The organism is Streptomyces sp. NPDC001599 (genome assembly GCF_042893535.1).
Taxonomy (GTDB): domain Bacteria; phylum Actinomycetota; class Actinomycetes; order Streptomycetales; family Streptomycetaceae; genus Streptomyces.
The window spans coordinates 223,541-241,207 of the sequence record NZ_JBIAVA010000008.1 but is presented as its reverse complement, the minus strand read 5'-3'; the positions used below and the strand labels follow the sequence as shown (position 1 = coordinate 241,207).

Annotated in this window: 19 protein-coding genes and 2 pseudogenes; 12 read left to right on the top strand and 9 right to left on the bottom strand. The window is 72.3% G+C overall.

Annotated elements, in window-relative coordinates; genetic code table 11:
- The first annotated feature begins 6 nt into the window (after positions 1–6).
- Both ACFYZ3_RS21925 and ACFYZ3_RS21920 read left to right on the top strand, forming a co-directional pair.
- The gene (locus tag ACFYZ3_RS21925) at positions 7–522 is read left to right on the top strand and encodes an isoprenylcysteine carboxyl methyltransferase family protein (protein WP_388520212.1); all 516 of its coding nucleotides are present in this window, start codon (positions 7–9) and stop codon (positions 520–522) included.
- Positions 519–1,550: an NAD(P)/FAD-dependent oxidoreductase gene (locus ACFYZ3_RS21920; RefSeq protein ID WP_388520210.1), complete on the top strand. Its 1,032-nt coding sequence runs from the start codon at positions 519–521 to the stop codon at positions 1,548–1,550. The genes ACFYZ3_RS21925 and ACFYZ3_RS21920 overlap by 4 nt, the downstream gene beginning before the upstream one ends.
- Before the next feature lie 70 nt (positions 1,551–1,620).
- On the opposite strand, the gene ACFYZ3_RS21915 is transcribed toward ACFYZ3_RS21920, so the two are convergent.
- Both ACFYZ3_RS21915 and ACFYZ3_RS21910 read right to left on the bottom strand, forming a co-directional pair.
- Entirely contained in the window at positions 1,621–2,367 is a 747-nt protein-coding gene (locus ACFYZ3_RS21915) for an SAM-dependent methyltransferase (protein WP_388520207.1), read from the bottom strand.
- A 239-nt stretch (positions 2,368–2,606) separates the two neighbouring features.
- On the bottom strand, positions 2,607–3,326 hold the full coding sequence (locus tag ACFYZ3_RS21910; RefSeq protein ID WP_388520205.1) for a helix-turn-helix transcriptional regulator: 720 nt from the start codon (positions 3,324–3,326) through the stop codon (positions 2,607–2,609).
- Positions 3,327–3,453: 127 nt separating this feature from the next.
- Here ACFYZ3_RS21910 and folE point away from each other — a divergent pair, with 127 nt between their 5' ends.
- The 4 genes from folE to ACFYZ3_RS21890 are packed head-to-tail and all read left to right on the top strand — an operon-like array spanning position 3,454 to position 7,005.
- A complete protein-coding gene (gene folE, locus ACFYZ3_RS21905) occupies positions 3,454–4,068 on the top strand; it encodes a GTP cyclohydrolase I FolE (RefSeq protein WP_388520202.1) in 615 nt (204 codons plus the stop codon).
- Positions 4,069–4,100: 32 nt separating this feature from the next.
- Positions 4,101–5,348, top strand: coding sequence for an NAD(P)/FAD-dependent oxidoreductase (locus ACFYZ3_RS21900; RefSeq protein WP_388520199.1), 1,248 nt, complete (start codon positions 4,101–4,103; stop codon positions 5,346–5,348).
- A 38-nt stretch (positions 5,349–5,386) separates the two neighbouring features.
- Complete coding sequence (gene folP / locus ACFYZ3_RS21895; protein ID WP_388520196.1) at positions 5,387–6,262, top strand: dihydropteroate synthase; 876 nt, start codon at positions 5,387–5,389, stop codon at positions 6,260–6,262.
- Complete coding sequence (locus ACFYZ3_RS21890; protein WP_388520193.1) at positions 6,262–7,005, top strand: pyrimidine reductase family protein; 744 nt, start codon at positions 6,262–6,264, stop codon at positions 7,003–7,005. Before folP ends, ACFYZ3_RS21890 begins: the two co-directional genes overlap by 1 nt.
- 43 nt (positions 7,006–7,048) lie before the next feature.
- On the opposite strand, the gene ACFYZ3_RS21885 is transcribed toward ACFYZ3_RS21890, so the two are convergent.
- Both ACFYZ3_RS21885 and ACFYZ3_RS21880 read right to left on the bottom strand, forming a co-directional pair.
- On the bottom strand, positions 7,049–7,645 hold the full coding sequence (locus ACFYZ3_RS21885) for an HD domain-containing protein (RefSeq protein ID WP_388520580.1): 597 nt from the start codon (positions 7,643–7,645) through the stop codon (positions 7,049–7,051).
- A gap of 5 nt (positions 7,646–7,650) precedes the next feature.
- A complete protein-coding gene (locus ACFYZ3_RS21880; RefSeq protein WP_388520190.1) occupies positions 7,651–8,598 on the bottom strand; it encodes an NADP-dependent oxidoreductase in 948 nt (315 codons plus the stop codon).
- Positions 8,599–8,750: 152 nt separating this feature from the next.
- Here ACFYZ3_RS21880 and ACFYZ3_RS21875 point away from each other — a divergent pair, with 152 nt between their 5' ends.
- The 3 genes and pseudogenes from ACFYZ3_RS21875 to ACFYZ3_RS21865 all read left to right on the top strand — a co-directional run bounded on the left by ACFYZ3_RS21875 (position 8,751) and on the right by ACFYZ3_RS21865 (position 9,787).
- The gene (locus ACFYZ3_RS21875; RefSeq protein ID WP_388520188.1) at positions 8,751–8,960 is read left to right on the top strand and encodes a DUF2945 domain-containing protein; all 210 of its coding nucleotides are present in this window, start codon (positions 8,751–8,753) and stop codon (positions 8,958–8,960) included.
- An 8-nt stretch (positions 8,961–8,968) separates the two neighbouring features.
- Positions 8,969–9,505 (top strand): DUF488 family protein, encoded by a 537-nt coding sequence (locus ACFYZ3_RS21870; protein ID WP_388520185.1) that lies wholly within the window; start codon positions 8,969–8,971, stop codon positions 9,503–9,505.
- Positions 9,502–9,787, top strand: a pseudogene (locus ACFYZ3_RS21865) (MGMT family protein). The gene ACFYZ3_RS21870 and the pseudogene ACFYZ3_RS21865 overlap by 4 nt, the downstream one beginning before the upstream one ends.
- A gap of 36 nt (positions 9,788–9,823) precedes the next feature.
- Here ACFYZ3_RS21865 and ACFYZ3_RS21860 read toward each other — a convergent pair.
- The 3 genes from ACFYZ3_RS21860 to ACFYZ3_RS21850 all read right to left on the bottom strand — a co-directional run bounded on the left by ACFYZ3_RS21860 (position 9,824) and on the right by ACFYZ3_RS21850 (position 12,400).
- Complete coding sequence (locus tag ACFYZ3_RS21860) at positions 9,824–11,002, bottom strand: Cmx/CmrA family chloramphenicol efflux MFS transporter (RefSeq protein WP_388520183.1); 1,179 nt, start codon at positions 11,000–11,002, stop codon at positions 9,824–9,826.
- Positions 11,003–11,238: 236 nt separating this feature from the next.
- Positions 11,239–11,844, bottom strand: coding sequence for a dihydrofolate reductase family protein (locus ACFYZ3_RS21855; RefSeq protein WP_388520181.1), 606 nt, complete (start codon positions 11,842–11,844; stop codon positions 11,239–11,241).
- A 73-nt stretch (positions 11,845–11,917) separates the two neighbouring features.
- Complete coding sequence (locus tag ACFYZ3_RS21850) at positions 11,918–12,400, bottom strand: potassium channel family protein (RefSeq protein ID WP_388520178.1); 483 nt, start codon at positions 12,398–12,400, stop codon at positions 11,918–11,920.
- Positions 12,401–12,565: 165 nt separating this feature from the next.
- Between ACFYZ3_RS21850 and ACFYZ3_RS21845 the strand changes: the two genes are divergently transcribed.
- Both ACFYZ3_RS21845 and ACFYZ3_RS21840 read left to right on the top strand, forming a co-directional pair.
- Positions 12,566–13,549, top strand: a complete 984-nt coding sequence (locus tag ACFYZ3_RS21845; protein WP_388520175.1) for an alpha/beta fold hydrolase — start codon at positions 12,566–12,568, stop codon at positions 13,547–13,549.
- A gap of 162 nt (positions 13,550–13,711) precedes the next feature.
- Positions 13,712–14,833 carry an FAD-dependent oxidoreductase gene (locus ACFYZ3_RS21840; RefSeq protein WP_388520172.1) on the top strand — a complete coding sequence of 374 codons (1,122 nt, stop codon included), beginning with the start codon at positions 13,712–13,714 and terminating at the stop codon, positions 14,831–14,833.
- 84 nt (positions 14,834–14,917) lie between these two features.
- On the opposite strand, the gene ACFYZ3_RS21835 is transcribed toward ACFYZ3_RS21840, so the two are convergent.
- Complete coding sequence (locus tag ACFYZ3_RS21835) at positions 14,918–16,678, bottom strand: lysyl oxidase family protein (protein WP_388520169.1); 1,761 nt, start codon at positions 16,676–16,678, stop codon at positions 14,918–14,920.
- Between the two features lie 173 nt (positions 16,679–16,851).
- Between ACFYZ3_RS21835 and ACFYZ3_RS21830 the strand changes: the two are divergent.
- Positions 16,852–17,121: pseudogene (locus ACFYZ3_RS21830) on the top strand (VOC family protein); the annotation flags it as partial.
- Here the strand turns inward: ACFYZ3_RS21830 and ACFYZ3_RS21825 are convergent.
- A complete protein-coding gene (locus ACFYZ3_RS21825; protein ID WP_388520166.1) occupies positions 17,119–17,628 on the bottom strand; it encodes a 2'-5' RNA ligase family protein in 510 nt (169 codons plus the stop codon). The pseudogene ACFYZ3_RS21830 and the gene ACFYZ3_RS21825 sit on opposite strands and share 3 nt — an antisense overlap.
- Positions 17,629–17,667: the final 39 nt, after the last annotated feature.

Below are 17,667 nucleotides of genomic sequence, written 5' to 3'. Positions count from 1 at the left end.
GCTCTCATGCCGTGGTACGCGCTTCTCCTCCTCGCCGTCGCCGTCGAACGCGTGGCCGAACTCGTCGTCGCGCGCCGCAACGCGGCGTGGACGCTCGCCCGCGCGGGAGTGGAGCACGGCCGTGGCCACTACCCCGTGATGGTCGCCCTGCACACCGGGCTGCTCGCGTGCTGTCTGCTCGAACCCCTGATCGCCGACCGCCCGTTCCTGCCCGCCCTGGGGTGGCCCGTGCTGGCCCTGGCGCTTCTGGCGCAGGCCCTGCGCTGGTGGTGCGTCGGGACGCTCGGGCCCTACTGGAACACCCGCGTGATCGTCGTTCCGGGAGCGCGTCTGGTCGGCGCCGGACCTTACCGCTTCCTGCGGCACCCCAACTACGTCGCGGTCGTGGTGGAGGTGGCCGCCCTGCCCCTGGTGCACTCGGCGTGGCTGACCGCGGCCGTCTTCACCGCGGCCAACGCGATGCTGCTCACCGTCCGCCTGCGCTGTGAGAACACGGCCCTCGCCCAGGCGGCGCCCGCGTGAGTGCCCAGCACGACCTGGTGATCGTCGGGGGCGGTCCCGCCGGTCTCGCCACCGCCCTGCACGCGGCGCGCGCCGGTCTCGACACGGTCGTCGTCGAGCCCCGCCCGGCGCCGGTCGACAAGGCATGCGGCGAGGGGCTGATGCCCGGCGCGGTCCGCTCGCTCGCCGCGCTCGGTCTGGCGGTCCCCGGCGTCCCCGTCAGCGGCATCCGTTACGTCCAGGGTGCCCGCGGGGTCCAGGCCGCGTTCCGGCACGGCCCCGGCATGGGCGTCCGCCGCACCGACCTGCACGGCGTGCTGCACCGTGCCGTGCTGGCGGCCGGGGTGCCCGTACTGCCGCTGCGCGTGGGAGAGGTGCGGCAGGACCATGCGGGCGTGAGCGTGCCCGGCACGGGGCTGCGCTCCCGGTGGCTGGTCGCGGCGGACGGCTTGCACTCACGTGTACGCCGCTCCCTCGGCCTGGAGGTGGAGACCCGCGGCGCAGCCCGCTACGGACTGCGCCGGCACTACGCGGTGGCGCCCTGGTCGCCGTACGTCGAAGTGCACTGGGGCGGGGACGCGGAGGCGTACGTCACCCCGGTCGGCCCCCGGCTCGTCGGCATCGCCGTGCTGACCACCCGGCGGGCCTCCTTCACCGCCCATCTGGAGGGCTTTCCGGGTCTTGCGGCCCGACTGCCGCCGGACCGGGCCGTCACCTCGGTGCGGGGCGCCGGACCGCTGCGGCAGCGCTCCCGCACCCGGGCCCACGGCAGGATCCTGTTCGTCGGTGACGCCGCCGGATACGTCGACGCCCTGACCGGCGAGGGCGTCGCCCTCGCCCTCGTCGGCGCCGAGGCCCTGGTCGCCAACCTGCGCCGGGGCACACCCGGCCGTTACGAGGCCGACTGGCGCAGGGCTACCCGAAGGCACCGGCTGCTGACCGAACTCCTGCTGCGGGCCCGCCTCCAGCCCGCGCTCGCCCCCCGCATCATGCCCACCGCCGCTCGACTGCCGCGCGTGTTCTCGGCCGCGGTCAACGCGCTGGCCTGAGCCGTTTTGGCCCCGCGCGAAGCCCGGACCCCGACGGTACGGCGTCCGGGCTTCGCGCGGGACGGAGCCCTCAGCGCTTCATCAGGGCGAAGACGCCCCAGCCGAGATACTCACGTGTGGCGCGCGCGTGGCGGACGGGCTCGGTGGCGAGACCTTCCCGTATCTCGGGCGCCAGTTCGTCGTCCGGGTGACGGTCGAGCCAGCGGCGCATGTTGAGCCACTGGGCCGCGACGTACCGGTCCCAGCTGTCCTGGTCGGCCAGCGTCATTTCCACCACGTCGTAGCCGAGCCCCTGGAACTTCCCGATGAGGTCCGGGAGTTCCAGGAAGTCGGCGATGGAGGCGGCGTGGCAGGCCGTGGCGGTCTCCTCGTCAGGAGGGGTCCGCCGCCAGTAGGGCTCGCCGATCAGCATCAGGCCGCCGGGGCGGAGGCTGCGATCGAGCAGTTCGGTCGTTCCGGCGACGCCGTTCCCGATCCAGGTGGCGCCCACGCAGGCGGCCAGATCGACCGGCTGGTCCGCGACGTGGCCCGCCGCGTCACCGTGGACGAAACGGACCCGGTCGGCGACGCCGAGTTCGTCGGCGCGGGCGCGGGCTCGCTCGGTGAAGGCGGTGCTGATGTCCACTCCGGTGCCTGTGATCCCGTGGTCGCGGGCCCAGGTGCACAGCAGTTCGCCCGAACCGCTGGCCAGGTCGAGCACCCGGGTCCCGGGGTCGAGGTGGAGCGATTCGCCCAGCGTGGCCAGCTTGGCCGGAGTTATGGGGTTGTGGATGCGGTGGCTGCTCTCGCGGATGGTGAAGATGCGGGGAAGGTCCATGACCAGGTTCCTTTCCATGGAAACCCTTGGACCGGGACCCGTCCGTCGACAGGCATGCCGAATCCGGTCCTACGAGGGAGGGAGGCAGACGCAGATCAGGACGAGGCCCGGGAGATGAGGACGACTCGGACGCCGCGCACGGCGGGCGTTTCCACGCCAGTCATCAACTCACCTCCTTCAGTCTCCGCAAGCAGACGGATCATCACTTCGATGCGAAGCCTAGCACCGGTCGCGAGGGGCTACCGACCGCCCCCGTGCGGCCGTCGGACGGCCGCGTCCTCGGACTCCTGCACGGGCGGGTCGACGACCACGCAGCAGCGGCCGGGGCGGGGTGCGAGCACCGCACGACCGGGCTGCTGTCCGCCGGCCTCGAGCACGCCCCGTACCAGGTGCAGGTTCAGCCAGCACACCAGTTCCGTGTGCTCGCGAGCGAGCCGGTGGAAGGGGCAGTTGCGCAGGTCGATGCTTCCCGCGGCGGTCGTCGCGGGCTCGTAGCCGCAGCCGCGCAGCGCCGCCGTCAGGTCCTCGCCACCGGCCGACCTGCCCGCCGCGTGCGCGGCGGCGGCCACGGCCTCCCGCACCGCCCCGGAGCCGTCGGCGGCGACGGCCTCGGCCAGCACGCCGGCCAGCACGCCGGCCAGCAGAGCGTAGTCGCGGGGCGGCACGCTGACCGACAGCTCCCGGTCCGTTCGCGTGTAGCGCTTGGCCGGGCGGCCCGCTCCCGGGCCGCCGCGCCCGGCGGCCCGCGCGTAGCCGGCGGTCAGCAGGCCCGCCTCGGAGAGCTTGTCCAGGTGATAGGCGGCCAGCGTGCGGCTGATCCCGGCCGCCTTCGCGGCGTCCTCCCGGCTGACGGCTTCGTCGCAGGTCCGCACGTAGTCGTACAGCCGACGCCGCACCGGATCGTCCAGGCTGCTCAGTTCGCCGATGGCGTCCCTGTCACGGTCCTCGTTCGTACCCACATTCCCAATGTAACACCAATGAGATTTGACAAATCTCCGGCACGGTGACCAGCCTGTAAAAACAACAGAACTTGTCGATACACGGAGGGCCGTGGGCCGTGCACATGTCACAGGAGGATCCGTGGATATGACTGCCACAGCCGCACTGCAGGTGATCGAGGATGTCACCGCGCCCGACGAAGTCACCGGGCCCGACCTGGAGGCCGCCGAGCGGGCCGCCCGGGAGTTCCTGCGGGCGCTCGGGGTCGTGGTGGACAGCGAGGGAACGCGGGACACGCCCGGCCGGATAGCTCGCGGCTACGCCGAACTGCTCAACGCGCGCCCGTTCCGGATGACCACGTTCCCCAACGACGAGGGCTACGACGAACTCGTGCTGGCCCGCGACATCCCCCTGCGCTCGGTCTGCCAGCACCACATGCTGCCCTTCGTGGGGGTGGCACACGTGGGCTACCTGCCCGGCGCACGCATCCTCGGGCTGTCGAAGCTGGCCCGGGTGGTGGAGCACTACGCCTGCCGGCCCCAGGTGCAGGAACGGCTGACCAAGCAGGTCGCCGACCACCTCGCCGAACAGTTGCGGCCCCGGGGAGTCGGGGTCGTCGTCGAAGCCGAGCACACCTGCATGACCCTGCGCGGAGTGCGGGCCACCGGATCGAGAACCGTCACCTCCACCCTGCTGGGAACGCTGCGCGAGGACGCGGCGTCCCGGCAGGAGTTCCTCGCCCTCACCGGCATCCAGCGGTAGCAGAGCAACGCGCCAGCCATCGGGAGGCAGTCATGAGCACACCGCAACGCCCGCCCCGGCGGATCCTGATCGTGGGCGCCGGCCTGGCCGGCGCGTCGGCCGCCGCCGCCCTGCGCGAGCAGGGATACGACGGAGACCTCACCCTGTTCGCGGAGCAGGCCCACGACCCGTACGAACTCCCCCCGCTGTCCAAGGGTGTCCTGCTGGGCGAGCGGGACGAGCCGGACTGGGTCCGCGAGGCCGGCTACTGGGACGACCACGGCATCACCCTGCGCCGTGACACCGCCGTCACCGCCCTCGAACCGGCCGACCACGAGATCGTCGACGCCGACGGCAGGACCCACGGATACGACCGGCTGCTGCTGGCGACCGGGTCCCGCCCCCGGGTCCCGCCCGGCTTCGAGGGTCCCGGGGTGTGCACGCTGCGCACCCTCGACGACGCCCTGGCCCTGCGCGAGAAGCTGACCGACGGAGCCCGCGTGGTGATCGTCGGTGCCGGATGGATCGGCTGCGAGGTCGCTGCGGCGGCCCGCGCCCACGGCGCACGGGTGACCATGGTCGACCCCGTGCCGCTGCCTCTGCGGCACGTCCTCGGCGACCAGGTCGGAGCGGTCTTCCGCGACCTGCACGCCGACCACGGCGTCGCCCTGCGCCTGGGCGTCGGGGCGACCGGAACCGAAGTCCGCCACGACGGCCGGACGGTACTCCTGGACGACGGCAGTGAGCTGCCCGCCGACGTGGTGGTCGTCGGAGTCGGTGCCCTGCCCCGCACCGAACTCGCCGAAGCCGCCGGCCTGGACCTCGCTGCGGGCGCGGTCGCCACCGACGCCGCACTGCGCACCTCCGCCCCCGACGTCTACGCGGCCGGCGACATCGCCGCCCACGACCACCCGCGCCACGAGGGACGCGTACGGGTCGAGCACTGGTCCAACGCCAAGGAGCAGGGCGCCCATGTGGCGGGCAACCTCCTCGGCGGCCACGACGCCTACAGCGCCGACCCGTACTTCTTCTCCGACCAGTACGACCTCGGCTGCGAGTACCGCGGCCTCGCCGACCCCGACCGCGACGAACTGGTCCTGCGCGGCGACCCGGCCACCCGCGAGTTCCTCGCCTTCTGGCTGCGTGACGGGCGGATCACCGCCGCCCTCAACGTCAACTCCTGGGACCACGGCGACGCCCTCACCGCCCTGGTCGGCACCCGGGCACGGGTTTCCGCCCAGCGGCTCACCGAGGCAGATCTCGACACGCTCGCCACCGGCGACGCACCGCCCCGGCGATGAGCACCCTCGACCGGCCGACGACAGGAGCCGCACACACCATGCCCACCACAGCAGTCGACCTGGAGTTCCGCGGCCGCCGCGTAGTCGGCGACCGGCCCCTGGTGATGGCGATCGTCAATCGCACACCGGACTCCTTCTACGACCGGGGTGCCACCTTCGCCGCCGAGGCGGCCCGGTCCGCCATCGCCCGGGCCGTCGCCGAGGGCGCCGACATGATCGACCTCGGCGGAGTCGCGGCCAGTCCGGGAGAGGAGGTCACGACGGCCGAAGAAGTGGCCCGTGTCGTCCCGCTGGTGGAATGGGCCCGCGACCGCTATCCCGACCTTCTGATCAGTATCGACACCTGGCGCCACGAAGTCGGCGACGCCGCCTGCCGGGCGGGAGCGGACATCCTCAACGACGCCTGGGCCGCCGCCGACCCGAAACTGATCGAGGTGGCCGCCGACCACGGTGCCGGCTACGTGTGCACGCACACCGGCGGCCGCACTCCCCGCGCCGAACCCTTCCGACCCGACTACCCCGACGTGGTGGCCGCCGTCCGCACCTCCGTCGTCGAGCTGGCGGAGCGGGCCGAAGCCGCCGGCGTGCCCCGCGGCGGCATCCTCATCGACGCCACCGGCTACGGCAAGAACACCGCCGACCACCTCCTCCTGCTCCGCAGCCTCCGCGAGTTCACCCGGACCGGGTGGCCGGTCCTGATGGCACTGTCCAACAAGACGTTCGTCGGCGAGATGCTGGACGTGGAACTGGAGGACCGGCTGGCCGGCACCCTGGCGGCGACCGCCGTCGCCGCCAGGGACGGCGCCGCCGTCTTCCGGGCCCACCAGGTCCTGCCCACCCGCCACGTCGTCGAGATGGCCGCGGGCATCAACGGCAGCCGTCCCCCCGCCCGTACGAGTACCTGGATCGCCTGATGCACCTGATCTGGCCCGCCGAACACGCCCGGCCCATCGACGACGACGAACTGGAACGCCTCTACACCTACCCGGACCGTGAGCGCTGGCTCGCCGTCAACTTCGTCGCCAGCGCCGACGGGGCCGTGGAGGTCGGCGGCCTGGCCAGGCCCCTGTCCACGCCGCCCGACCGCAAGGTGCTGCGGCTCGGCAGCGACCTCGCCGACGTCCTGCTGATCGGCGCCAACACCGCCATGGTCGAGGGCTTCCGCGGTGTCCACCCCGACCCGGACACCCTCGGCCGCCGGCGCCGCCACGGCCTGGCCGACGTCCCGCCGACGGCCGTCGTGAGCACCGGCAGAACACTGCCCGCCGACGCCCCCGTCATCACCCGGGCGCGCGTCCCGACCATCGTCCTGACCTGCGCTTCGGTACCCGTGCCCACGCGTCGGGCCTGGCAGGAGGCCGGGGCGGACGTCGTCGTCGCGGGCGAGGACACCGTCGACCTGGCCGCAGCGGTCTGCGCACTCACCCGGCGGGGGCTGCGGCGCATCGACTGCGAAGGCGGACCCCATCTGTTCGGGGCGCTGACCGCCGCCGGACTGGTCGACGAACTCCGTCTGACCGTCTCCCCGTTGCTGACCGCGGGCCCGGCCGGCCGGATCGCCACCGGGCCGCCCACCCCGCCCACCGGCCTGCGCCTGGCCACCGCACTCGCCGAGGACGACACCCTGCTGCTGCGCTACCTCACGCCCTCGCGCTGAACCGGCACGGCCCACGGACCCGTGCGGGGAACACGAGCCGGGCTCAGGGGCCGAGCGGGTTGGCGGCCATCCTGCCGGCGAGCCCGGACCGCACCGCGACGCCCGCGGAACTGCCGGGTTTGCGCGCGGCCTGGGCCTCGAAGCACGCCAAGAAGCGTTCGGTCAGGTCCAGCCTGGGATAGCGTGCCAGCACCTCGTCGCGGAAGTGCGGCGGGTAGTCGTCCACGTCCTTGCCGGTGACCTCGGTCGCGGTGGCGCGGGCCAGCAGGTGTCCCTCGGTGTCCGTGGCGGCATCCACCTGCGGCGCCATATGGCGGACGACGACGTCCGCCAGGCGCTCGCGGCGCCCCGGCGGCCATCCGGCGCCCGCCGCGAAGACGCGGGCCACGTGGCCGCTCGCCTCCTCGAACGCGAGCGTGTGGCTGTCGAACGCCGGGACCAGCCCGATGTCGTGGTAGAGCGCGGCGACGTAGAGGAGTTCCGCGTCGAACGAGAGGCCGTCCGCCGTGCCGCGGGCGGCCGCCCACGCGTAGGCGCGCAGCGAGTGGTTGAGCAGCGCGGGCGGAAGGTAGGCGGTCGCGACGTCCAGGGCGGCGGCCGATGCCGCGCTGCCGGGCACGGGCAGGGCGCCGAGCGACATACGGGTCACCGGTGGCCCGCCGCCTCGTCGGGGCCCTCGGCCACGACGCGGATGATGGTCCTGCCGTGCCTGCCCCGGCCGGACGCGAAGGCGGCGGGTGCCTCGGTGAGCGGGCGCACCTCTCCGACGGACACCCTGAGCCGCCCGTCCCTCACCCGCTGCGCGAGGTCGGCGAGCCTGACCCGGTCGGATTCGACGACGAAGAAGACCGCCCGCCCGTTCTCCGGCCTGACGACGGGGGGCGCGGCGATGGTGACGAGGGTGCCGCCGGGACGTACCAGAGCGGCCGAGCGGTCCAGGATCTCGCCGCCGATGACGTCGAACACGACGTCGGCCTCTCCCGCGTCCTCCAGCCGGTCCGACTGGAGGTCCAGGAAGACCTCGGCGCCCAGGCCGAGAGCGGTGTCCCGGTCGGCGGCACGACCGGTGGCGATCACCCGGGCACCCGCCTCGCGGGCGAGCTGGACCGCGATCGAACCGACGCTGCCGGCGGCGCCGTGGATCACGACCGTCTGCCCCGTCGCGAGCCGTCCGTGGTCGAACAGCCCCTGCCACGCGGTCAGCCCCGAGACGGGCAGCGCGGCGGCCACGGTGTGGTCGAGACCGGCGGGAAGCGGGGCCAGGTTGCGTGCCTCCACCGCGGTGTACTCGGCCAGCGAACCGTTGCGCGTCCAGTCCGCCAGGCCGAACACCCGCTGGCCGACGGTGAGTCCGGTGGTGCCGTACCCCAGTTCCTGGACCACGCCCGAGAGTTCGTGCCCGGGCACACTCGGGGTGCGGTCGCGTCCGGCACGGTCGGTCCACGTGCCCGGCCAGGTGAGTTCCCCGCGGGTGAAACCGGCGGCATGCACACGCACGACGACGTCGTTCTCGGCAGCGTGCGGGTAGGGCATTTCCGTGAGGGCGAGCCCTTCGGCGCCTGCGTCACGGTCATGGACGGAGATGGCTTGCATATCGGGTCCTCGGGTCGAGCGGCTGTCGTCACGCACACGGTGCCCTCGACCGTATGCTCCCGCCACTTCGCCCGTGTGGGCCACTTCGGCCCCGGGGGACTGAGCCATTCACCGGATAGCCGCGGGCCTGCCCACGTGAGATTCTGGACCACATGGCGGACGATTTTTCCGTGGGAGACCACGTGCGCTGGAACTCCGAGGCCGGGTACGTCGAGGGCGTCGTCATCAAGAAGCACACCCACGACGTGGAATTCAAGGGCCGCACACGTCACTGCTCGGCGGACGACCCGCAGTACGAAATAAGGAGCGACAAGACCGACCATGTCGCCATGCACAAGGGTGGAGCACTGAAGAAGGCGTAGGGGCCGAGGTGAGCCGGGTCCACACGATCGGGCATTCGACGCGTGCATTCGACGAGGTGCTGGACATGCTGCGCGGCCATGACATCACCTGCCTGGTCGATGTCCGCTCCTACCCTTCGTCCAGGAAGCATCCGCAGTGGAACCAGGCCGCTGTCGTGGAGCAATTGCCGTCCGACATCGAGTACCGCTGGATCCCTCGGCTGGGTGGTCGCCGGCACACCCCCGCGGGCGTCCCCAGTGAGAACGGTGCGTGGCGGGTAAAAGCGTTCCGCGACTACGCCGATTACATGGCGGGGGACGAATTCGCGGAAGGCCTCGACGAGCTGATCCGGTTGGCGCGGCACGAGCGGCCCGCGATCATGTGCAGCGAGGCGGTGCCGTGGCGGTGCCACCGCCGGCTGATCACTGACGCGCTGCTGGTCGCCGGGGTGGAGGTCGCGCACATCATGTCGCGGACGGCCACGAAGGCGGCCGTCCTGAACGAGCACGCACAGGTCCGCGACGGCCGGCTCACCTACCCACCGCCCGACTCGGAGGTGCCGTGACCTTCGTCGACGAGGTCCGGGATGCGGTCTGCTCGATCCCCGCGGGCGCCGTCGCCTCGTACGGTGACGTCGGTCGACGGGTCGGCGTCGGTGCACGGCAGGTGGGTCGGGCCATGAGTCTGCTCGACGAGGGCGTGCCGTGGTGGCGTGTCGTGTACGCGGACGGGACGCCGCCCTCCTGCCACGGGGGGGCGGGCGCCGCTCCTTCTGCGGGACGAGGCCACGCCGATGCGCGGGACGCGAGTGGACATGTCCCGTGCCCGCCACCACTGGACGCCGTGACACCGTTCACGGTGGACAACGCGCATTTCGCATGCGTCATCGGATCGTCTCGGGTCGTGCGGCAGTCGTGATCACCGTGCGGAAGGGGAACGCGACGAGCAGCGCGACGGCGACCAGGAGCCCGCTCGCCCACAGCGGCCCGAGGGTGCCGGTCGTGGTGCCGAGGGCGGTCGCGCCGACGAGGGGTCCGACCGCGGCGCCCACGTTGAGGGCGGCGGTCGCGTAGGAACCGGCCATGGTGGGCGCGCCCACCGCCTCGTAGAGGACCCGTGTGATCAGTGTGGCGCCCAGCGCGAACGACAGTGCGCCCTGGACGAACACGAGGATCAGCAGCGCGACCGGCCGGTCGGCCAGCATCGCCAGCGCGGGCCAGCCGGCGAGCAGCAGCGGACCGCCGACGGCCAGGACCTGGGCGGGGCGTTGGTCGGACAGCCGTCCGGCGACGGTGACGCCGACGAAGGAACCGGCACCGAAGAGCACCAGAGCGACGGAGACCCACAGTTCGCCCAGCCCGGCGGTGTCGGTCACGACGGGGGCCAGGAAGGTGAAGCTCGCGAAGGTCGCCGCGTTCACCAGCGCGCCCAGCAGCATGGCGAGCAGCAACCGGGGGGTCTTGAGCCGGGCGAGCTCGACTCGCAGCGGCGGCCCACCGGTCGCCGCCGCCGTCACGGGTCCCGCGGGGATTCCCTTCAGCACGCCGAGCGCCGCGGGCAGGCAGAGGACGGCGACGGCCCAGAACGTGGCCCGCCAGCCGAGCCAGGTCCCCAGGAGTGACCCGCCGGGGACACCGGCGACCGTGGCCACCGTCGTGCCGGACAGCAGTACGGCCAGCGCGCGTCCCTTCTTGTCGGCGGGGACCAGTGCGGCGGTAGTCGTCAGTGCGACCGCGAGGAATCCCGCGTTGGCGAGCGCGGCCACGACCCGGCAGGTCACCAGGACGGGGAAGCTCGTGGTGCCGGCTCCCACGGCGTGTGCCGCCGCGAAGGCGAGGATGAATCCGAGGAGGCTGGAACGCCTGGGCCAGGTGCGGGCCAGCGCCGCCACCAGGGGAGCGCCGACGACCATGCCGGTCGCGAAGGCCGAGGTGAGTACGCCTGTGGTCCCGACGCTGACGCCGAGGTCCGAGGCGATGTCCGGCACGAGGCCGGCGAGCATGAACTCCGAGGTGCCCATGGCGCAAACGGCCACGGCGAGCAGGTACAGCGGAAGGGGCATCGAGTGGCTCCGAGGCGAGGAGAAGCACGAGAAGGGTCATCTCGTCACCACGGCCGGCCCCCGTGCGTGCGCTCGTCCGACCGGCGAAAGCGGTATGACGGCACAGGGCTGCGAACTCAGTGATTCAGGGGGCTGACGGGTGACCGAAAGCCCCCACCCTGTCTGACTCGGGACTCGACATGAGCCGCACAGTACCGGACCCCGGCACGTCGGGGCACCTCGGTTCCTCCGGCGTCCTAGTAGGTGTCGTAGCTGGGCGCACCGGTCGGCCGGTAGACACCGACGACCGTGCCGCCCTTCGTCGTCGAGACGCTGACCGGCTCCAGCGCGGTGGGAATCGCTCCGTCGGCGAACAGCCGCTTGCCGGTCCCGATGATCACCGGGTGGATGGTCAGCCGGTACTCGTCGACGAGGCCGTGACGCATGAGGGTCTGGGCCAGGTCGCCGCTGCCGACGACGTTGAGGTTCCCGCCGTCGGACGCCTTCAGCCTGCGTACGGCGTCGACGGTGTCGCCCTCCAGCAGGGTCGAGTTCTGCCATTCGAGGGACGTCAGGGTCCGGGACGCCACGTACTTGTGCATGCCGTTCATCCGGTCGGTGAACGGGTTGTCCGGGTCGGCGGTCGGCCAGTACGACGCGAAGATGTCGTAGGTCTTGCGGCCGAGCAGCATGGCGTCGGAGTCCTCGTACCATCCGGCGATGGCCCTGCCGACCTCGTCGTCGTCCACCGGCTTCTGCCAGCCGCCGTGCTCGAAGCCGCTCTCGGCGTCCTCGTCCGGGCCGCCCGGCGCCTGCATGACGCCGTCCAGTGTCAGGAACGTGCAAACGATGATCTCGCGCATGGTGCGCTCCTTTCGTCGACGGGTAGACCGCACGACCGCCGGAATCTCATCGGTGCCGCGTCCGGGCGGGGAGTCACCCGCGGTTCTCGTCGAGCATCCGCTCCAACCGGTCGAAACGCTCGTGCAGCGCCCGGGTCGCCTGGCTGTACGCCTCCTCGGCGGCCTTCTCGGTGTGGCGCACGAAGTGGCCCCGGCGCTCCCGTTCCCTTCCGACGAACCAGGTGGCCAGCGCGGCGGTGACCAGACCGAAGGCGGTGATCCCGGCGACCATCACCACCACGGCCACGAGCCGGCCCCACAGGGTCACGGGATACAGGTCGCCGTAGCCGACGGTCGTCGCGGTCTCCACGGACCACCACAGCGCCCGCGGATAGGTGGTCAGCTGCGCCCTCGGGGCGCCGCGCTCGGCCAGGACGGCGAGGTACGAACCCGCGAGGAGCACGATCACCAGGACGACCGTCGCGGCACACGCGGCCCTCCAGTGCAGCGCACTGCCGTGGCGCCCGAGCAGCAGTTTGACCAACCTGGCCAGAAGACCGGACAGCATGGGTGGCATGCTCCGCCACCGGCTGGGACGACGATGCGACAACGCGCCGGTGCGCGAGGTACTCGTTTACTCTCCGTGACCGATCTTCACTCCTTCGGCCATGTTCGTGGTGCCGCGTCCGTCACCCGAACGCAGTGTGGTCACCAGTCCCTCCCCCGCAGAGAAAGCAGGGTCATGGAGCACATACGACGCGCCGCCACCCGGCGGGCACTCCCCTTGGCCGTCCTCCTCCCCGCGGCGGCCCTGATGGCCGCAGGCCCCTCACTGGCGTCCGAGGGCGGAGGCGGTGCCACGCCCCCCGGCGGGACGTCCGGAAGCAACAAGCCGACGGTCGTACTGGTGCACGGGTACTGGGCGGACGCCTCCGGCTGGGACCGCATCGTCGAGCACCTGCAGGCCCGGGGCTACCCGGTGGTGGCCACCGCGAACCCGCTGCGCAGCCTCTCCGGCGACGCCGACTACCTCGCCGCGCGGCTCAAGGCCATCGAGGGCCCCATCGTGCTCGTCGGGCACTCCTACGGCGGAGCAGTCATCACCAACGCCGCCGCCGGCAACCCCAACGTCAAGTCCCTCGTCTACATCGCCGGGTTCGCGCCCGACAAGGGCGAGTCAGCCTTCCAGCTCGCGGCCAAGTTCCCCGGCAGCCGAGTGACGGACGACCCGAACGCGCCGGTGCCCACCGCGCTGAACGCCGTACCGCTCGGCGGCGACGCCACGAATGTGGACCTGTACCTCAAGCCGGAGAAATTCAGCGACGTGTTCCTGAGCGACCGGCTCGACGCGAGCCGCACGCAGGTGCTGGCCGCCACCCAGCGGCCCGCGACCGCCGCCTCCGGCAACGAACCGACGCGGGCCGTCGCGTGGAAGACCATCCCGTCCTGGTACCTCGTCCCCACCGACGACCGCACCATCGGCACCGACAACCTGCGTTTCATGGCGAAGCGGGCCGACGCCACCACCGTCGAGGTCGACGCGCCGCACGCCGTCATGGAGACCAACCCGGAGGACGTCACCGAACTGATCCTGCGGGCCACGGGAGACGCGCGGCCGAGCCTCGCCAGCACCGGCACGAGCGGACGGACCGCGTTCCTCGGCGGCGCGGCGGTGCTCGCCGTCGCGGCGGGCACAGCCGTCGTGATCCGCGCCCGCCGCGCCTGAGCGCATCGTCCGACCTGCGGTGCCGGTGTCGTGCCGGCCCCGCGTAGGAGAGATGTCGGGGGCTGTCGGTCGGATGTCGGTGGCCCGTCGGCGGCAGCTGACACCTTTCGAGAGGTGGCCGTCCGGAGAAGAACCGGACGGCCCGGTCCCGAAGGAGTCAGCATGCACACCCCTGTCACGATCGTCGGCGCCGGGCTCGGCGGACTCACACTGGCCCGTGTCCTGCACGTCCACGCGATCCCGGTGACCGTCTACGAGGCCGACTCCTCCCCCTCGGCGCGCGCCCAGGGCGGACTGCTGGACATCCACGACTACAACGGGCAGCTCGCGGTCGAGGCGGCCGGTCTGACGGACGAGTTCCAGGCGATTGTGCTCGAGGGCCGCCAGGCCATGCGGGTGCTCGACCAGGACGGCACCGTCCGGCTCGACCAGGCCGACGACGGGACCGGTGGACGCCCGGAGGTGCAGCGCGGCGACCTGCGGCAGATCCTGCTCGACTCGCTCCCGGCCGGCACCGTGCGGTGGGGACACAAGGTCAGCCGAACCCGTTCCCTCGGCGACGGACGCCACGAGGTGACGTTCGCCGACGGTGGCACGGTCGTCACCCGCCTGCTGGTCGGGGCGGACGGCGCGTGGTCACGTGTCCGGCCGCTGCTGTCCTCCGCCACACCCGAGTACGTCGGCAAGTCGGTGGTCGAGACCTACCTGTTCGACGCCGGCATCCGCCACCCGGTGGCCGCGAAGACGGTCGGGGGCGGGATGCTGATCGCTCCCGCACCGGGCAAGGAGATCTTCGCCCACCGGGAGAAGGACGACACCCTGCACGCCTACGTGGGGCTGTCCCGGCCGCTGGACTGGTTCACCGGGATCGACTTCACCGACGGCGCCGCGGCGACCGCACGCATCGCCCAGGAGTTCGACGGCTGGGCGCCGGAGCTCACCGCGCTGATCACCGACAGCGATGTCGCGCCGGCCCTGCGCGCCCTCTACGCTCTGCCGACCGGACACCGGTGGGAGCGGGTGCCGGGCGTGACCCTGCTGGGCGATGCGGCCCACCTCGCCGCTCCCAACGGCGAGGGCGCCAACCTCGCGATGCTCGACGGAGCGGAACTGGGCAGCGCCCTCGCCGCGCACCCGGGCGACGTCGAGGCAGCGCTGGCCGAGTACGAGCGGGCCATGTTCCCCCGCAGCGCCGAGGCGGCGAGCGACGACATGATCGGCATGGACTCCCCCGACAACACGGCCCAGGGCCTGATCGACCTGATCACCGAGAACGGCGTGTGAGTCGCCGGGTTCGGTGGGGGAGCCGACGGCCACCGCGCGTGGCCGTCGGCTCTTCGGGCCGGGCACTGACGCCCTGAGGTCAGGTCAGTTCGCGTTCACCAGGTCGTGTGCCGGTACGGTCACGGTCCGGGCGTCCGGCTTGCCGCCGAGCACGATCTTCCGCAGTGCGCTGTTGTTGTCGAGGTTGGTCTCCTTGAGCCGCTTCTCGGGGTTGGCCAGCACCTGGATGTAGTACGTGCCGTTGGGCACGTCCGTGATGTCGAAGGACTGGCCCGGCAGGTCCTGGGAGTAGGTGTCGCCGGAGCCGACGTCGAGCACCTCGCGGACGGAGATGGAGTTCTCCTCACCGCAGGCGGTGGAGAGATCGGTGTTGAACGGGTGCCAGTTGGCGTTCTTCACCGTGTAGTCGATCGCGTCGGTGTTGGCCAGGCAGAAGGCCTCCTTGCCGCTGCGTACGGCCTCCTTCTTGTCCGCCTTCAGCAGCCGGTAGCTGGCGAAGTCGGTGAAGTGCCAGTGCACGTGCCCCGGGCGCGGGTCCCATTCCATGGTGCCGGTCGGTGCGTAGCCGACCTGCTTGCCCTTGGCGTCGTAGAAGTACTGGTAGGCGTCCATCTTGGCCTTGCCGGGCGACCGGAAGCCGTCCACCACCAGCTGGGCCGGACCGGCGTTCCACACGTTGGCGCTGAAGGCCAGGTAGTCCTTGCCGGGGACGTCCTCCTCCCCGTCGCTGACGACGATGCCGTAGGCCGGCAGCGAGCGCAGATCGGGCTTGGGGACGTCCGGGACGGATGCCTTGCCTGCGGGTCGCTCCGCCAGCGGCTGGAGCGCCGGGGCCTTGCGCGAGCCGTCGGTCTGGCCCCCCTTGTCGCCGACCGGTGCGGAGCGCGCAGCCTGCTGCTTCTTCAGCGCCCACGGCAGGGCGGGCGGCGCGGCCCTGAGCGGCCCGTGGCCCACGTTGTACGAGGCGCCCGCCCCGCTCGTGACGGGCGCGGCGGCCTGGGCGGGGGTCGGTGCGTGCCCCGGCCCGTGGCCCGCGTGTGCGGCCGGAGCCTGGTGGGTGGCTCCGTGACCGGCGTGCTCGCCGCCCGCCGCCGCGGACCGGGACGCGGCCGCCCCGGCGGCACCCTGGTCGTCCTCGTAACTCCGCTCCACCACGGTCACCTTGACGGTGGCGGGCTTGTCCGCGATGCCGAACAGGTCGCGGTACTTCTTGGCGACCCCGACCTTGGCCGTGTAGGTCCCGGCCGCCAGGGCGACCGGCTCGGTGTAGGAACCCGCGTAGGTGTTGGCCGCCCAGCCCTGCTCGACGCCCCACACCGAACCGAGGGTGAAGGGGTTGGTGGGACAGCTCTCCGGATACTTGGAGGTGGCGGGTGCGTCGGGGCGTACCCGGCCGCTGGCGTTGTTGGGGCAGAAGTCCTCGGTCCGGCTGAGGACCTTCTTGCCCGCCTTGTCGGTGACCGTGATCTCCGCGAAGCCGGGCAGTCCGGAGAAGTCCTTCACCGTGCCCTTGGGCAGCGTCTTGGCCTTGGCCTTGCCGCCCTCGTACACGGTCTGGGTGATGGTCACCGGGTCCTTGTAGGACTTCCGGGTCACCTTCAGCTCCAGCGGCCTGCCCTCGGCGGTGAGGTAGGTGCCGAGGTCGAGGTAGACGCCCGGGTCCTCCTTCCAGGAGGTGAGCGTGAGTGAGGTGGTCGCGGCGATGAGGCTCAGCTTGGGCCCTGTCGCCGCTTTCGCCGGCTCCGCGGTGGCGGCCACGAGTCCGGCGGTCACGGCCATGGCGGCGACCGCCGTGGTGCCTGTGAGCAGCGGACGCCGCAGCCGGGTGGTGCGCGTTCTGGTCATCGATCCCTCGTCCTTCAGGTGCTGGGGGGTGCGGTGGGAAGGAAGCAGGCGGGCACTCGCTGTGCCCGCGCTGTGAGAGGGAGCGTTCGGATGCTCGGTTGTCCAGGAGGTGGGAACCGGCTGGAGGTTGGCCGGATCGCAGCGCTTTCGAAGCGCCCTGCCAGGGTGCGCGAATGTCATCGATCAGGCAGGTACAGGTCACCTTCGACTGCGCCGGACCCGAGCGTGTCGCCCGCTTCCGGTGTGAGGTGCTGGGGTACGTCGCACCGTCGCCGCCGGAGGGTTTCAGCACCTGGGACGACTACAACGCCTCCCTGCCTCCCGAGGACCGGGACCGGGACGCGTGGTTCGCGTGCAGTGACCCCTCCGGTGTGGGCCCGCGGCTGTTCTTCCAGCGCGTTCCCGAGGGCAAGGAGGGCGCGGCTGCCGCTCGCCGCCGCCTAGCGACTGAGCGGCAGTTCCGCGAGGGCCCGCCACCCCGTCTGGGCGAGAGTGACCACGTGCAAGGTGGTGACCGCCGTGGTGATCGGCAGGGCGGCGGCGGTACGGCGGGCGATGTCGGCGGCGGCCTGCGGTGCCGCGTCCAGGGCCACGGTGACGTGCACTTGGGGGCGGGGGCCGAACCGGCCGCCGTAGGGCACCTGCGCGGGAAATGCCGTGCGAACCGCGTCGGCCGCCTGGCTCAGTTCGGGCACCGGGACACCGACGAACCCGCCGGTTCGTTCGACCGCGGCCAGCCTGACGGGGACCGGGCCGACCGGTAGGGCGGCCCGCAGCCGGTGCAGCTCCGGCTCTCCCACTTCGTCCGCGGGCAGCCAGGGATAGAGCAGGGCGGCGTGTGCGGGCAGGCCCGGTCGCACCGCCGACCCGTCCACCGCGGCGGCCGCCCCCAGCAGCGGCTCGGCGTCCGGCAAGAGCGCCAGCACCGCCGTCGTTCCCGTCCGGGCCACCTCGTTCCCTCCCGCGCCTCGTCGTCCCCTGTGGCCGCG